Origin of the sequence: uncultured Pseudophaeobacter sp. (assembly GCA_905479575.1) — a bacterium.
In the GTDB taxonomy this organism is placed as follows: domain Bacteria; phylum Pseudomonadota; class Alphaproteobacteria; order Rhodobacterales; family Rhodobacteraceae; genus Pseudophaeobacter.
Genome location: CAJQNB010000021.1, coordinates 17,910 through 31,270, shown reverse-complemented (window position 1 = coordinate 31,270; position 13,361 = coordinate 17,910). Strand labels below are relative to the sequence as shown.

The following is a 13,361-nucleotide window of genomic DNA, read 5'->3' as shown; positions in this document are numbered from 1 at the left end:
GGGCGCTTTTTTCCTTGCGGATTGCGTCAGGCCAACCGGAGAATGCCGATTTAGTGATCGGGGCCTTTGGGATGGCGGGGACGATTGTCCAATTGCTGTTGCATTCGGTCCGCCAGCCCGCGCCGCTCTTTCAGAGGCAACCCTTCAAGACGCCGTTCCCAGGCATCTGCGACACCGCGCATAAAGCTGTGGGTCTCAACAAGATGGGCGTCAACAATGGCACGGACTGCTGCGGTGTCCAGCTCATCCGCTCGCATCTGTGCAATCATCTGCTCCATTTCATTGTGGCGGCGGTTGTGCAGGCCTCCGGTTTCACCGCCGTGGTCTTTGACCAGACGGCGGAGCTCTTGGCGCCCCATATCCTTAAAAATGAACCGGCTCAGCATCGGAGGCTTTCCCCTGTGATGATCCTCTTTGCCGTGGAACCGCCAGGCGGTCCCAGCAGCGATGCCGATCACCGCAAGGTTCAGAGCAAGCGACAGGGCCAGAACGACCTTTAGCCAAGGGCGCATGCCGCTCCGCTGGCGGGAGTTTTGGTCATTGCTCATTCGAACACCTCATCGCTCATCAAAAAGCTCACATCATAGTCTAGGTCGGACCCCAGCAGCGATCCGCTGGAATATGAGGCAAAGCTCTCCACCGGGTCGGGGAGGAAAGAGGGCGGAGCCAGGCCAATCCAGAGCCCGGACAGACTGGCGACCGCCAGGCCCCCCAAGGCAGGCCAGCCACCAACTGCAGAAATAAATTGCTGCCAGAGCCGCGTGGACAGGCTCTGCGGGTTAAGCCCCGGTTCGCAGCCACCAGGCACCCTGGCATCGACCCTGTCTTGTTGCACGTGCTGCGCATCTGCCAGCATCGCGGCTTGCAACGCCTGTGGCAGCTGGGCGGGTTCACTGCGGGCAGCGGCAAAAAGATCCTCCAGGTGGTCCATATCGCTCAAAGACTTGTCTGTGTCAGTCATCGCTATACCCCAGTTCTTCTCGACGGTTGGCCAGGCATTTGGCCAGCGCCCGTTTGCCGCGCGCGGTCAGGCTTTCGACGGCCTCAACGCTAATCTCCATGATCCCGGAAATCTCCGGGTTTGTCAGTTCTTCCAAGTGGCGCAAGACCACGGCCTGGCGCTGCCGCTCTGGCAGCTGCATCAAGGCCTGTTGCAGGGCATCCTGCCGCGCCAGATCCTGCATCCGATCGGTGACAGAGGACCCCGGATCCGGTGGTTCTGGTATCGCATCCAGATCCACATCTCTGCCCCGTTTGCGCCGTTTCACGTCGATACAAAGGTTCATCACCACACGGTACAGCCAGGTCGAGACCTTTGCCTTACCCGGCTGCCAATCCGGCGCCATGCGCCACAGGCGCATCATTGCCTCTTGGGTGACGTCTTCGGCCTCGGCTCTGTTGCCAAGAACACGGATCGCAACGCCCAGAGCGCGCGGCGCCAAGCGCTGCATCAATTCAGCAGCGGCAGAGGGGTCGCCATTGGCGTAGAGCACCAGCAGCGCATCATCGCTTGATCCGTTGCTTGGCCCGTTGCTTGATCCGTTGCTTGGCCCGTTATTCGGCCTGTTCGGGTTGCCCTCTGCAGAGGCCCCAGTCACCGAACACATATCCCGCGCTGGCAGCCCCTGGGACAGGGGCTGCGCTGGCAATATTTGGTCAAAGGGTAACACAGGGGGTTAATCAGTTTTGCTCCATTTTGCCGCCACGGTCACATGCACCGTCTGGGCCACCACGGTGTTTGCCTCGGCGATGCTGTCTGGCCTGTTCGAACTCTTCTTTGGAGATCGTGCCATTGCCATCGCTGTCGGCGCGTTTGAACATATCCCCGTGGCGACCGCCGCGATTGGCCATTTCGTCCTGGCTCAGCATGCCGTCGCCATCCTTATCAAGATGGTTGATCATGCGTTCAACCCGTTTGGCGGCGCGTTTTTGCGCCCTGACGAGCAGCTCTTCCGTTGAAAGTTTGCCATCTCCATTGCTGTCAGAGGCGCCGAACCGGGTGGCCTTGTGGGCCTGCATCTCGGCCTTGGTGATTTCACCATTACCATCAGTATCAAGCGCTTCGAACGACATCATTGGCCGCATAGCACCGCCACCCGACTGGGCCGTAGCTGTGGTTGCTGCCACTGCGCCCGCGGTTGCAAGGATCACGGCGAGGATTTTGGTCTGTGTCATGTCTGCTCTCCTATGCGTTCCTAAAGCAGCTTTTTGCTGCCGGATACACAGAGTAAACGACACGATACGGCGTTTCCGTCGCTGCCTGTCGCAAAAAAATGGTGCCGCAACATTGCGGCATCGGGCCGCAGAGTTTTCCTTTGGCTTTTCTTTACGCCCAAGACCGAAGATCATTGCGGCAAAACCATAGGATTTCCCATGACCCAGTCCCCGGCCTCCGATGCACTTTCAGGCACCCTCGCGAGTGAGTCCCGCGCAGAGCGTCCCACCTGGCCTGCGCTTGCCAAAGGCTGGCGGCGCAAATGCCCCTGCTGCGGCAAGGGGGCAGTGCTGCATTCCTACCTTAAACTCAACGACAGGTGCTCGCAATGCGACCTCGACTTTACCCAGGCGCGGGCCGATGATGGGCCTGCCTATCTGACAATCCTGCTGGTTGGCCACCTGATGGCCCCGCTCCTGCATGTGGTCTATTTCACCTGGCGGCCAGAACCTCTCGTAACGTTTTCTGTTTTCTCGATTGGCTGTATTGTCTCTTCTCTCTATCTTTTGCCAAGACTAAAAGGGGTTGTGGTCGCCTATCAATGGGCCCGCCGGATGTATGGCTTTGATACAAAAAACTGACATCCCGCATTTGCAACACACGCGGCCCCAATAACAACACACGGGAGAGGCCAGTCTATGAGCGATACAGCAATTCAGGGCGTGACATCCGAGGACCGCAGCGCGATCCGCAATGCGGCAACAATTATTGCCCTGCGGGACCGGATGGGGGACAATCCAAAGGTCTTGATGGGACAGCGCGGTGCCAAGGCCGCCTTTATGCCCAACAAATTTGTCTTTCCCGGCGGCGCTGTTGATCTGGCTGATGCCACTGTGCCCCTGGCCCAGCCCCTGCCCGAAGTCTGCCGCCTGCGTCTGGCGGAACAGGCCAGCGGCGGGCTGGATCACACCCTGGCCATTGCTGCCATTCGTGAGCTTTGGGAAGAAACCGGGCTGGTCCTGGGGCATCCCGGCGACTGGCCGGACGATGTTGCCGAGGATTGGCAGGACTTTGCCGCCACCGGCCATCTGCCCTCGGCGCGCGCCCTGCAGTTTGTCTTTCGCGCCCTGACGCCTCCCGGTCGCCCCCGGCGTTTTGATGCGCGGTTCTTTTTGATTGATGCCGACGAAATCAGCGGTGATCTGGATGATTTTTCCCGCGCCTCGGACGAGCTGTCGCACCTGCAATGGATCCCGCTGAGCAAGGTGCGCAGCTTTGATTTGCCCTTTATCACCGAGGTGGTTCTGGCCGAAGTCACCGGACGCCTGAAGGATCGCACCCCACCAACAAGCGTGCCCTATTTCTGCAACAACGACGAAGAGAGCCTGTTTTTGCGCCTCAAGGGACAGCCGATGCCCAGCGAGGGTTAAGACAGGCCCAGAGGGCCTGCAGTCTAAAGCGCCAATCCCAGCGCCAGAATTGACAACACCAGCAGGCCCATACCAACCACTTCGCGGCGGCTGATCTTTTCTTTGAAGAACAACAGCGAGGCCAGGATGGACAACAGAAGCTCCACCTGCCCCAGCGCTTTTACATAGGCGGCATTCTGCAGGGTAAAGGCCCAGAACCAGCAGAACGATCCCCCCAGGCTGGTCAGACCCACCCAGATCGCCACCCGCCGCGCCTGCCAGACGCGGGTGATCTCGCCCTTTTCGCGCCAGGCCAGCCAGATCACCATCAGCAAGGTCTGCAAGCTGACCACCGAAGCCAGGGTCACAGCCGCCCGGAACACCGGCGCCAGATCCCCCAGCTGCAACGAGGCCCCGCGATAGCTAACCGCCGAAAAGGCAAACAGAACCCCGGCCCCAAGCCCCAGTTTTGAGGCCGTGTTGGTGAGGTGGCTCCACCAGGCTCCGGTGGCATCTGGTGGCTTGGACAGCACCAGAACTGCGCTCAGCCCCAACAGGATGGCAACCCAGCCCCAGGCACTGATCGCATCCCCCAGTACAACCAACCCGACAATCGCGGTCTGGATGACTTCGGTCTTTTTGAAGGTGATGCCAACGGCAAAATTGCGCTGTTTGAACAGGGAAACCACGCAGATCGTTGCCAGAATTTGCGACACGCTGCCGATCAGGGCAAACCCCCAGAATTGCCCACTTAGGTGCGGCAGGCTCTGGCCGCTGGCATAAAGATAAATTGCCAGGCCGCTCAGGATAAAAGGCGCGGAATAGGCAAAGCGGGCAAAGGTTGCGCCGCCGGGGGACAGGGTGACCGCGCTCAGCACCTTCTGCAGCATAAAGCGGAAGGTCTGAAAGGTGGCGGCGGCAATTGTGACGGGTATCCAGGTCAACATAACCGCTCTTATGCAGAGCTAGTCTTTGGAAGACCAGAGCGGATGTGGCACCGGGTCTTTGCTGCGTAGCAGATACCGGGCAAAGACCTCGCCATAGCTGTGGTAGTGATAGCCCTGGTTTGACTGCAGATAGCTGTCGCGGTTTTTGCGGTACAGCCGTGGCAGCGCATGCCAGGGAACGCCCGGATGCAGGTGATGCACCACGTGCAGATTGTTGTGCAAAAACAGCCAGGCCAGCGGACCGCGATCCTCAATCACCACGGTGCGACCGTGGCAATCCTGATGGGCGCGATGCTCCAGAAAGGTGCGGATTTTCACCAGCCCCAACCCGATATAGGCCCCCAGACAGAGCGCCCAAATGGGTGTTGCCGTTGCCAGGGTGATCCAGACCACCAGCGCCAGGCCCAGCCCATGCAGCGCCCAATCGCGCATCACGCCTGCCTCCCCTGCCCGCGCCAGCCGCCAGTCTTCTGCGATAAAACAGATCTGCCCCAAAAGCGGCCCCAGCAGCACCCGCCCCAACAGGGTGTTGTTGAGCCGCAAAACTCCCCGCCGCCAGCCAGGCATCTGCGCCCAGATTTCGGGATCCTGAAAGTTGCTTTCGGGGTCATCATAGGGGTCTGTTAGCCGCTCGTCGCGGTGATGCGCCAGATGGGTGTCGCGGAACCTGCCATAGGGAATGAACAGGGTCAGCGGCAAAAACAGCAGCGCCTCGTTCAGCAGCCGATTGCGAAACGGATGCCCATGCAGCGCTTCATGGGTCAGCGACGAATGCAGCGCTGCCAATATGCCAAGACACAGCACCGTCAGGCTGAGGCTCAGATCTGGCAGCAGGGTCAACACCAACAGCCACAGAGCATAACACGCCAGGATCAGCCCCAGAGTACCCCACTCCACACCGCGCGGCATCATCATACCACAGTCGATTTCTTGTTGCGGATCAGACATTGGCGCGCGCTCCACCCGGACCTACTACCGGACGAGCAACCGCGCTGTGACGTCCCCAGTTGATCCGGGTCCAAACCCGCTCGTAGATCAGATAACTGCCAAACCCCAGTGCGCTATTGATCAACGCCTTCACAAGTGATCGTTTGCCAGTTTCCATTTGGGTGGTGCTCCTCCTGATGCGGTTGAACAAGCAGTAGGGCGACAAGGCGCTTTGCAGAATTCTGAATGTGGTTAACTTTTCTCAGCAATGGTGATATTTGTCATCGTATGCCGCAAAAAATTGACAAACGCCTTCGAGCCGAACAGTTCCGCAGCCGCCTCATCCGGGCACTCAGCGAAAGCGGGCTGAGCCAAAGCGCCCTGGCGCGGGGCACCGGCGTTGACCGCTCCACCATATCGCAGCTGCTCAAGGATGATGGCGCCCGCCTGCCCAATGCTCATGTTGTTGGTGCCTGCGCTTCTGTGCTCGGCGTCTCGGCCGACTGGCTGTTGTCGCTGTCGGACCGGCCCGAAAGCGCGGCAGAGCTGATGGCCTCCAGCCTGTCATTGAGCGAGGCGCCCAGGGCGCTGGTGGATCAGCGGATCTTTGACTGGCACCGCGAGGCCGCAGGCTACAAAATCCGCCATGTGCCTGCGGCGCTGCCCGATATGCTCAAGACGCGGGCGCTGCTGGAATGGGAATACGCGCCGCATCTGGGGCGCACTGCGGATCAGGCCATTGGCGCTTCCGAGGATCGCCTGTCCTGGATGCGTCAGTCGCAGTCGGACTATGAGATCGCCATGCCGATCTACGAGCTTGAAAGCTTTGCCCATGCCACCGGCTATTATTCCGGTCTGCCGCTGGACATTCGGCTGGAGCAGCTGGACCAGTTCGAACGGCTCACCACTCAGCTCTATCCACGGCTGCGGATCTACCTGTTTGATGCAAAGCGGCTGTTTTCCTCGCCGCTGACCCTCTTTGGCCCCCTGCTCTGCGTGCTCTATGGCGGCAGCCACTATATCGCCTTTCGCGATCGTGATCGGATCGAGGCCTTTACTGGCCATTTTGATCAGCTGATCCGCGAAGCAGATATCACCGCGCGGCAGGTCTCTGGTCGCTTTCGCGCCCTGCGGGCGGCGATCAGCGCCTGACTCTTTTCCTGGCTCTTTTGCGGCGCATCGCGCGCTGTGCGTTCTGCTGTGATCCCGTTTCTGGCGTCAGGCGCGCTACGCGCGCCGCTCAGGCTCAAGCCGTGGCAACGGTTTGAGCCTGAGCAGAAAACACTGCGCTTACACTTTGGGGTCCGGATTTTCCGTATGGCCATCCACGGCAATCACCTGTCCGGACACCAGACGCGCCGCATCCGAGCCCAGGAAAACCGCCATATTGGCGATATCCGCCGCCTCGACGAAACTGCGCATCGAGGTGCCAGCTGCATAGCCATCATAGACCTGATCGCGGGTCATGCCCTTGGCCGCCGCCTCGCGGTGCAACACCCCCTCCATACGCGGGCCCTCCACGGCGCCGGGGCAGATCACATTGGCGCGAATGCCATAGGGGCCCAGTTCCATCGCCAGGGTTTTGGTCAGCCCGATCATGGCCCATTTGGCCGCCGCATAGGGTGCCCGGTTGGGATAGCCATATTGCCCGGCGGTGGACGAGGTCACAATGATCGACCCTGACTTGGCCGCTTTCATCATCGGGGTGGCGTATTTGGCCGCCAGAAAGGCCCCCTCCAGATTAGTGCTGACGCAGGCGCGCCAGTCCTCCAATGCCACATCCTCGACCAGGGCCGTTGGCCCGGCGATGCCGGCATTGGCACAGAGCACATCTATCCCGCCCCAAACGCTGGCGATCTCAGTAAACAGCGCCTGCACCGAGGCTTCATCCGCGGCATCTGTAACACTGCCGCGCCAGCCCGCAGGCAGGTTGGCCACCGTGTCGGGATTAAGGTCCGTGATCCAGACCTCAAACCCGGCCGCAGCAAAGCCCTCTGCCATGGCGCGGCCGATCCCGGCCCCGCCTGCGGTGATCAGCACCCGTTGTTTTGACAGGGCGCTCACCGAGGTGCCCCAATGGCGCGGCCCAGCCCATCGGGCGCTGCAAGCGCGGCATGTGCCGCCGCAAGCTTCACCAGATTGGCCTCAATATGGGCCGCAGGCGGCGCCGAGCGGCGGGTTTTCAGATCCACATGCAGCAGCATATGCTCGCCAGTGGCCAGCAGACGGTCGCCCTCATACATGTCATGCCACAGGTGCATCTTCTTGCCTGCCCCCATGATCACCCGGGTTTTAATCTGAATCGGATGACCCGCATGCACCTCGTCGATGTGACGGATATGGGTTTCGGCGGTGAAGTAGCTGCCACCACTTGCGATATACTCGGCATCGCAGCCAATGATTGCCATCAGCCGGTCGGTGGACTGCGCAAAGGCATCCAGATAGCGGCTCTCGGTCATATGGCCGTTGTAATCGGTCCAATCCAGCGGCACCACGCGGCTTTGCGTCAACACCGGCTGGCTCAGGTCGGCAATGTCATCAATGGAATTGACCAGCCCGGCCTCACCTTCCAGCGATTTGTCATGGGCGTTTTGCAGCGCCCCTGTGCCCCAGTCATTGGCGCCAAGTGCACGCATCATGCCCACCAGGTTATCGTCACGAATGCGCTCCATCTCGCGGATCGACATGTGGCCTGATTGCGCGTCCGACTGGCCCGCAATCAGATCCACCAGCTCATCGGTGAACTCCGGCACATCCATCAGCTTGGTCCATGGAGAGGTCAGACAGGGGCCAAACTGCGCCATGAAATGCTTCATGCCCGCTTCGCCACCGGCAACCCGGTAGGTGTCAAACAGACCCATCTGCGCCCAGCGAATGCCAAAGCCATAGCGAATGGCATTGTCGATTTCCTCGGTGGTGGCGATGCCATCCTTCACCAGCCACAGCGCCTCGCGCCAGACCGCCTCGAGGAAACGATCCGCCACATGGGCGTCGATCTCTTTCTTCAGATGCAGCGGGTACATCCCAATGGAGGAGATGACCTCCTTGGCCCGCGCGATCACCTGCTGCGAATTGGCAGCGGTGGTGACCACTTCGGCCAGCGGCAGCAGGTAGACCGGGTTAAAGGGATGCGCCACCACGATCTGGCCGCCATTGCCGCGCCCCTTTTGCAGCTCGGAGGGTTTGAACCCCGAGGTAGAGGAGCCGATCACCGCATCCGCGTCGCAGTGTTTTTCCAGCTCGGCATAGACTTTCTGCTTCAGATCCAGCCGCTCTGGTACGCTTTCCTGAATCCAATCCGCGCCAGACACCGCTTCGGCTAGTTCCGCGTGAAAACTCAGGCGGCCCTCATCTGGCAGCGCCACATTGCCCAGCCCCGGCAAGGAGCGGCGCGCATTGTCCAGCACTTCGCCAATTTTGCGCTCGGCCTCGGGATCCGGGTCAAACACTCGCACATCCCAGCCATTAAGCAAGAACCGCGCGGCCCAGCCGCCGCCAATTACACCACCACCAATGATTGCTGCTATCTTCGACATTTGTATCTTCCTTAAGTCATGAGGCAAACGACAGCAGTCCAATAAACATCAAACCCCAGCCGCCGCCAAAATCAATTTGACGATCCTGCCCTTGGGAACAAATCTGCGCAAAATCAGAGCCGCTAAAGCCCCTACACCAACCAGTCCAGCACAATACCAGGCTGCACCAGAGAGAAAGACGACCGGCGGCAAGATGCTGTTCTTCAGTGCGCCTTCTGGGATAAGGGCGATGATGCCCACCCCAGACGCAAAAAGAGCAATCGAGGCCAAGGGCCCCTTCCACCAACTGGCTTCAGATTGCAGATAGGCTACAAGAGCAAGAATGCAGGCAGCGACGAATGAGAAAATAAAATGGATACCCATTTATGGATATTAAAAATTCTCTCATGTCACGCTACCCTTAATACCTGTATTTACTTTGCCACCGGCGCGCGTTTGGTCAGCCCCAGCTGCTCGCGCACCTCTGCCGGTCCCATCAGCTTGCCGCCCATGTTCTCGATAATGGTGCCTGCGCGCTCTACCAGCTGGTAGTTCTCCGCCAGCACGCCCTTGTCGAGCCAGAGATTGTCTTCCAACCCAACCCGCACATTGCCACCCGCCAGCACAGAAGCCGCCACATAGGCCATCTGATCCCGCCCCAGCGAGAAGGCCGACCAGTTCCAGCTCTCAGGTATATTGTTGACCATGGCCATGAATGTGTTCAGATCATTGGGCGCGCCCCATGGCACCCCCATACAAAGCTGAACCAAAGCGGGGCTTTGCAGGATACCTTCTTTCTCCAGCTCTTTGGCAAACCACAGATGGCCGGTGTCAAAGGCTTCGATCTCGGGCTTCACGCCCAGATCCGCCATCATCTGCCCCATGGCGCGCAACATACCCGGCGTGTTGGTCATCACGTAATCCGCCTCGGCAAAGTTCATGGTGCCGCAGTCCAGGGTGCAGATCTCGGGCAGGCATTCAGCGATATGTGCCATGCGGGCGGTGGCGCCAATCATATCGGTGCCAGCCGCATTGACCGGCAGCGGGTTTTCAACATCGCCAAAGGTGATGTCGCCGCCCATGCCGGCGGTGAGGTTCAGCACCACATCGGTTTCGCTGTCGCGAATGCGATCGGTGACTTCGCGGTAAAGTCCCAGATCACGGCTCGGCACCCCGGTTTCGGGATCGCGCACATGGCAATGCACCACAGCGGCGCCGGCCTTGGCGGCGGCAATGGCGCTGTCGGCGATCTGCTGGGGGGAACGCGGCACATGCGGACTGCGATCCTGGCTGGTGCCAGAGCCGGTCACCGCGCAGGTAATAAAGACGTTTTTGTTCATTTTCAGAGGCATTTTGGTTTTCCCGGCAATGTACAGGGTTGTGCCTAGAGTTATCCCCAGGCTCTTCCCCAGATTCCTATTTGCGTCACGGCCTACTGTGCCTCAGCCTTTGCAGAGACAGTTTACACTAAGCGAATCGAAGTTGATGAAATCCGCAAAAAACATCCTGCAACCCGAACATCGCCCGCTGAAAACAGCGGTGCTGGTGCTTGATGAATGCAACACGCTCTCTTTTGCGGCCGCCGTCGATCCGATGCGCGCCGCCAACCGGCTGGCCGGGCGCTGCGTCTTTGACTGGGACTATGTCAGTGCCACCGAAGACCAGCCAATGCTGACCAGTGGCCTTTCGGTGCCCAGCTTTCCCCTGGCCCGGCTCGAAGACTGTGAGCTGCTGATTGTCGTGGCCGGCTTCCAACTGGCCCAGCAAGCCACCCCCAGTCTGCTGGCCGGTCTGCGGCGCATCGCAGCGCAAGGCACGACGATTGCCGGCATCGATGGCGGCCCCTGGCTGATGGCCGAGGCCGGCCTGCTGCAGGGCCATCCCGCCACCACCCACTGGGAGGATCTGGAGAATTTTGCCAGCCGCTTTCCCGAGGTGGACTGCCGCAATGACCGCTTCACCGTCTCGGACGAACGCCTGACCTCAGGCGGTGCCACCCCGGCGATTGAAATGATGCTGCATATCATAAGCACCCGCCATGGCGCCGGCTTTGCCGCCCGTGTGGCCGGCCTGTTCCTCTATGATGGCCCCGCAGTTCCGACCCGCCCGCAAAGCCGCTTGGGTGGGCACAAACACAACGCCCTCACCGCCAAGGCCAACGCATTGATGGAAGCCGCCCTGGATGAGCCCCTGACCCTGACCAAAATTGCCGAACGCCTGGGCACCAGCCCGCGCAGCCTGCAACAGCAGTTTCGCCTGCGGCTCAATACCACGCCGCAGGACCACTACCTGCACCTGCGCCTGGCAGAGGCCCGCCGTCTGGTCAGCGACACCGATCTGTCACTGATGGAGGTGGCTCTGGCCACCGGCTTTACCTCGCCCTCCAGCTTTGCCCGCGCCTTTCGTGTGGCCCATGGCACCTCGGCGCGAGAGCTGCGCCAAATGCGCAATACGCCTGAAAAGGCCAGCTTTGGTGGTTCAGGCCAGTCCCGCCCGGAATCGCCCCGGCCCACCACTCATTGACCTTTTGTCCCCGCAGGTTCCGGGTCAAGGGCCGCTTGTCGGCCCTGCGCAGCAGGGTTCACCCTTGAGGCGGAGCCTGTGGCAATAGACTCGTTATGGCCTCTCAGGGGCACACCTGCTCCTGAGAGGTATCTCAGCAAATTTACTGCCTGTTTCCGCCGCGCGAAGCGCGGCGCCCGGCCCAACTGCAAAGAGGCATATTAATGCCTCTGGCGCAGGCGGGAGCGCCCCCTTGCCGGGTTAGTACGGCATGGGATGGGCGCGGTGGGCCTGGTTGATTTCTTCCAGCACCTCCGCCGAAAGCTCCAGCGCCACTGATTTGAGCGCATGTTCCAGCTGTGCTTGCGTTGTGGCGCCAAAGATGGCGCTGGCCATAAAGGGCCGGGTGCGGCACCAGGCCAGGGCCATATGCACCGGGTCCAGCCCGTGCCGCGCGGCGATGTCCAGATAGGCCGCAACCGCACTATAAACCCGTGGCGAATGCCGCCCGCCCAGCTCTGGCACGATGGATTTGCGCGACCCCTCCGGCACCACGCCCTCCTGATACTTGCCCGTCAACAGCCCGGTGCCCAGAGGTGAAAAGGCCAATAGCCCCACATCCTCGTTGACGCTCAGCTCGGCCAGATCGGTGTCATACATCCGACAAATCAGCGAATACTCATTCTGGATCGAAGCAACCCTTGGCCCCAGCCCCTCCTCGGCAAGACGCAGCCACTGCGCGGTGCCCCAGGCGCTTTCATTACTCAGTCCAAAGGCGCGGATATTGCCCTTGTCCACCTGCCCCTGCAGCGCCTCCAGGCAGTCGCGCATATTGTCCAGGGTCTCTTCACGGTTCTGGGTTGAGGGGTCAAAATTCCAGTTCTTGCGAAACATGTAGCTGCCGCGATTGGGCCAGTGAAACTGGTAGAGGTCGATGTACTCTGTCTGCAATCGCTTCAAGGATCCTTCCACGGTGCTGGCGATGGTCTTGGACGAGATCGGCGCCCCGTCCCGCACCGCTGCCAGACCTTCGCCGGAATGTTTAGTGGCCAGAATATAGTCACCCCGCCGTCCGGTCTTTTTGTTCCAGGTCCCCAGGATTTCTTCGCTGCGCCCTGTGGTTTCCGCCCGCACCGGGTTGACCGGATACATCTCAGCGGTGTCGATGAAATTCACCCCGGCCGCCAGCGCGGTTTCGATCTGCCTATGCGCGTCATCTTCCGGTGTCTGGGTGCCATAGGTCATCGTACCCAGGCAGAGTTCTGAGACGACCATCCCGGTGGTTCCAAGTGGGTTCATTTTCATCGCGCGTTCATCCAATGTCCAAAATCAACGCCAGATTATGCGACTGAAGAACCAATTCAAGCAGATACCTCGCAGCCCGCTATGTTAACAATCTTTATGTTAACTATCTTTTAAATTGGTCGTATTTCGAACGCGCATACAATGGTATGCAAAGATATACCGAGACACAAATGGAGACGCGCAATGAACGTTATTTCACCCAAACGCCTTAGCCAGATCCTGTCCGAAGCAGAGGCTGTGATCACTCAAATCTCAGTGACAGACGCACGCAACCTTCTGGACGATCCTGACACTTTGTTTGTTGATCTGCGCGACGTCCGTGAAATTGAACGTCTCGGTGGCATCCAAGGGGCGCATTGCTGCGCACGTGGACTGCTTGAATTCGCAATGGACCCCGAGAGCCCCTATTTCCGGGAGGTGTTTACACAATACAAAAATTACATCTTCTACTGTGACAACGGCCTGCGTTCCACCCTTGCGGCGCAACTGGCAATGCAGTTCGGCCTGCAGAACGTGCTCTGCCTCTCTGGTGGGCTTGAAGCTTGGCTTGAGGCCGGACGTCGGCTCGAACCCCTGCGTTGGACCGCCACCGCAGACTAAG

Annotated in this window: 17 protein-coding genes; 5 read left to right on the top strand and 12 right to left on the bottom strand. The window is 60.0% G+C overall.

Annotated features, from left to right (window positions below):
- Window positions 1-50: 50 nt before the first annotated feature.
- The 4 genes from QZ268_RS08140 to QZ268_RS08125 form a co-directional block, all read right to left on the bottom strand.
- On the bottom strand, window positions 51-548 hold the full coding sequence (locus QZ268_RS08140; RefSeq protein WP_295450771.1) for a periplasmic heavy metal sensor: 498 nt from the start codon (window positions 546-548) through the stop codon (window positions 51-53).
- On the bottom strand, window positions 545-961 hold the full coding sequence (locus tag QZ268_RS08135; protein WP_295450738.1) for a hypothetical protein: 417 nt from the start codon (window positions 959-961) through the stop codon (window positions 545-547). Before QZ268_RS08135 ends, QZ268_RS08140 begins: the two co-directional genes overlap by 4 nt.
- A complete protein-coding gene (locus QZ268_RS08130) occupies window positions 954-1,499 on the bottom strand; it encodes an RNA polymerase sigma factor (protein ID WP_295450825.1) in 546 nt (181 codons plus the stop codon). Before QZ268_RS08130 ends, QZ268_RS08135 begins: the two co-directional genes overlap by 8 nt.
- Window positions 1,500-1,680: 181 nt before the next feature.
- Entirely contained in the window at window positions 1,681-2,175 is a 495-nt protein-coding gene (locus QZ268_RS08125) for an EF-hand domain-containing protein (RefSeq protein WP_295450735.1), read from the bottom strand.
- Between the two features lie 198 nt (window positions 2,176-2,373).
- On the opposite strand from QZ268_RS08125, the gene QZ268_RS08120 reads away from it, so the two are divergent.
- Together QZ268_RS08120 and QZ268_RS08115 are read left to right on the top strand one after the other, a co-directional pair.
- Window positions 2,374-2,796 (top strand): DUF983 domain-containing protein, encoded by a 423-nt coding sequence (locus QZ268_RS08120; protein WP_295450732.1) that lies wholly within the window; start codon window positions 2,374-2,376, stop codon window positions 2,794-2,796.
- A 57-nt stretch (window positions 2,797-2,853) separates the two neighbouring features.
- On the top strand, window positions 2,854-3,585 hold the full coding sequence (locus tag QZ268_RS08115; RefSeq protein ID WP_295450730.1) for an NUDIX hydrolase: 732 nt from the start codon (window positions 2,854-2,856) through the stop codon (window positions 3,583-3,585).
- A gap of 23 nt (window positions 3,586-3,608) precedes the next feature.
- On the opposite strand, the gene QZ268_RS08110 is transcribed toward QZ268_RS08115, so the two are convergent.
- Genes QZ268_RS08110 through QZ268_RS08100 form a run of 3 tightly spaced genes read right to left on the bottom strand, consistent with a single transcriptional unit; the run spans window position 3,609 to window position 5,616 of the window.
- Window positions 3,609-4,511, bottom strand: coding sequence for a DMT family transporter (locus QZ268_RS08110; protein WP_295450728.1), 903 nt, complete (start codon window positions 4,509-4,511; stop codon window positions 3,609-3,611).
- Between the two features lie 18 nt (window positions 4,512-4,529).
- Window positions 4,530-5,459 (bottom strand): fatty acid desaturase, encoded by a 930-nt coding sequence (locus tag QZ268_RS08105; RefSeq protein WP_295450726.1) that lies wholly within the window; start codon window positions 5,457-5,459, stop codon window positions 4,530-4,532.
- On the bottom strand, window positions 5,452-5,616 hold the full coding sequence (locus tag QZ268_RS08100) for a hypothetical protein (protein ID WP_295450723.1): 165 nt from the start codon (window positions 5,614-5,616) through the stop codon (window positions 5,452-5,454). The genes QZ268_RS08105 and QZ268_RS08100 overlap by 8 nt, the downstream gene beginning before the upstream one ends.
- 110 nt (window positions 5,617-5,726) lie before the next feature.
- Between QZ268_RS08100 and QZ268_RS08095 the strand changes: the two genes are divergently transcribed.
- Window positions 5,727-6,590: a helix-turn-helix transcriptional regulator gene (locus tag QZ268_RS08095; RefSeq protein WP_295450720.1), complete on the top strand. Its 864-nt coding sequence runs from the start codon at window positions 5,727-5,729 to the stop codon at window positions 6,588-6,590.
- 138 nt (window positions 6,591-6,728) lie between these two features.
- Here the strand turns inward: QZ268_RS08095 and QZ268_RS08090 are convergent, their stop codons facing one another.
- The 4 genes from QZ268_RS08090 to QZ268_RS08075 are packed head-to-tail and all read right to left on the bottom strand — an operon-like array spanning window position 6,729 to window position 10,305.
- Window positions 6,729-7,502 carry an SDR family NAD(P)-dependent oxidoreductase gene (locus tag QZ268_RS08090; protein ID WP_295450717.1) on the bottom strand — a complete coding sequence of 258 codons (774 nt, stop codon included), beginning with the start codon at window positions 7,500-7,502 and terminating at the stop codon, window positions 6,729-6,731.
- Complete coding sequence (locus QZ268_RS08085; RefSeq protein WP_295450714.1) at window positions 7,499-8,974, bottom strand: carnitine 3-dehydrogenase; 1,476 nt, start codon at window positions 8,972-8,974, stop codon at window positions 7,499-7,501. Before QZ268_RS08085 ends, QZ268_RS08090 begins: the two co-directional genes overlap by 4 nt.
- Before the next feature lie 48 nt (window positions 8,975-9,022).
- On the bottom strand, window positions 9,023-9,337 hold the full coding sequence (locus tag QZ268_RS08080) for a hypothetical protein (protein WP_295450711.1): 315 nt from the start codon (window positions 9,335-9,337) through the stop codon (window positions 9,023-9,025).
- Between the two features lie 50 nt (window positions 9,338-9,387).
- Window positions 9,388-10,305 (bottom strand): 3-keto-5-aminohexanoate cleavage protein, encoded by a 918-nt coding sequence (locus QZ268_RS08075; protein WP_295450708.1) that lies wholly within the window; start codon window positions 10,303-10,305, stop codon window positions 9,388-9,390.
- Between the two features lie 133 nt (window positions 10,306-10,438).
- Here QZ268_RS08075 and QZ268_RS08070 point away from each other — a divergent pair, with 133 nt between their 5' ends.
- Entirely contained in the window at window positions 10,439-11,476 is a 1,038-nt protein-coding gene (locus QZ268_RS08070) for a GlxA family transcriptional regulator (protein WP_295450705.1), read from the top strand.
- Between the two features lie 240 nt (window positions 11,477-11,716).
- On the opposite strand, the gene QZ268_RS08065 is transcribed toward QZ268_RS08070, so the two are convergent.
- Window positions 11,717-12,760 (bottom strand): aldo/keto reductase, encoded by a 1,044-nt coding sequence (locus QZ268_RS08065; RefSeq protein WP_295450702.1) that lies wholly within the window; start codon window positions 12,758-12,760, stop codon window positions 11,717-11,719.
- A gap of 183 nt (window positions 12,761-12,943) precedes the next feature.
- Here QZ268_RS08065 and QZ268_RS08060 point away from each other — a divergent pair, with 183 nt between their 5' ends.
- Window positions 12,944-13,360, top strand: coding sequence for a rhodanese-like domain-containing protein (locus QZ268_RS08060; RefSeq protein ID WP_295450699.1), 417 nt, complete (start codon window positions 12,944-12,946; stop codon window positions 13,358-13,360).
- The last annotated feature ends 1 nt before the right edge of the window (window position 13,361 follow it).

What these genes read in the sequence shown, in the direction of transcription:
- QZ268_RS08125 (WP_295450735.1), bottom strand. Translation starts at nt 2,175, where the DNA reads ATGACACAGACCAAAATCCTCGCCGTGATCCTTGCAACCGCGGGCGCA.
- QZ268_RS08135 (WP_295450738.1), bottom strand. Translation starts at nt 961, where the DNA reads ATGACTGACACAGACAAGTCTTTGAGCGATATGGACCACCTGGAGGAT.
- QZ268_RS08140 (WP_295450771.1), bottom strand. Translation starts at nt 548, where the DNA reads ATGAGCAATGACCAAAACTCCCGCCAGCGGAGCGGCATGCGCCCTTGG.
- QZ268_RS08120 (WP_295450732.1), top strand. Translation starts at nt 2,374, where the DNA reads ATGACCCAGTCCCCGGCCTCCGATGCACTTTCAGGCACCCTCGCGAGT.
- QZ268_RS08060 (WP_295450699.1), top strand. Translation starts at nt 12,944, where the DNA reads ATGAACGTTATTTCACCCAAACGCCTTAGCCAGATCCTGTCCGAAGCA.
- QZ268_RS08100 (WP_295450723.1), bottom strand. Translation starts at nt 5,616, where the DNA reads ATGGAAACTGGCAAACGATCACTTGTGAAGGCGTTGATCAATAGCGCA.
- QZ268_RS08110 (WP_295450728.1), bottom strand. Translation starts at nt 4,511, where the DNA reads ATGTTGACCTGGATACCCGTCACAATTGCCGCCGCCACCTTTCAGACC.
- QZ268_RS08115 (WP_295450730.1), top strand. Translation starts at nt 2,854, where the DNA reads ATGAGCGATACAGCAATTCAGGGCGTGACATCCGAGGACCGCAGCGCG.
- QZ268_RS08085 (WP_295450714.1), bottom strand. Translation starts at nt 8,974, where the DNA reads ATGTCGAAGATAGCAGCAATCATTGGTGGTGGTGTAATTGGCGGCGGC.
- QZ268_RS08080 (WP_295450711.1), bottom strand. Translation starts at nt 9,337, where the DNA reads ATGGGTATCCATTTTATTTTCTCATTCGTCGCTGCCTGCATTCTTGCT.
- QZ268_RS08075 (WP_295450708.1), bottom strand. Translation starts at nt 10,305, where the DNA reads ATGCCTCTGAAAATGAACAAAAACGTCTTTATTACCTGCGCGGTGACC.
- QZ268_RS08105 (WP_295450726.1), bottom strand. Translation starts at nt 5,459, where the DNA reads ATGTCTGATCCGCAACAAGAAATCGACTGTGGTATGATGATGCCGCGC.
- QZ268_RS08070 (WP_295450705.1), top strand. Translation starts at nt 10,439, where the DNA reads ATGAAATCCGCAAAAAACATCCTGCAACCCGAACATCGCCCGCTGAAA.
- QZ268_RS08065 (WP_295450702.1), bottom strand. Translation starts at nt 12,760, where the DNA reads ATGAAAATGAACCCACTTGGAACCACCGGGATGGTCGTCTCAGAACTC.
- QZ268_RS08095 (WP_295450720.1), top strand. Translation starts at nt 5,727, where the DNA reads ATGCCGCAAAAAATTGACAAACGCCTTCGAGCCGAACAGTTCCGCAGC.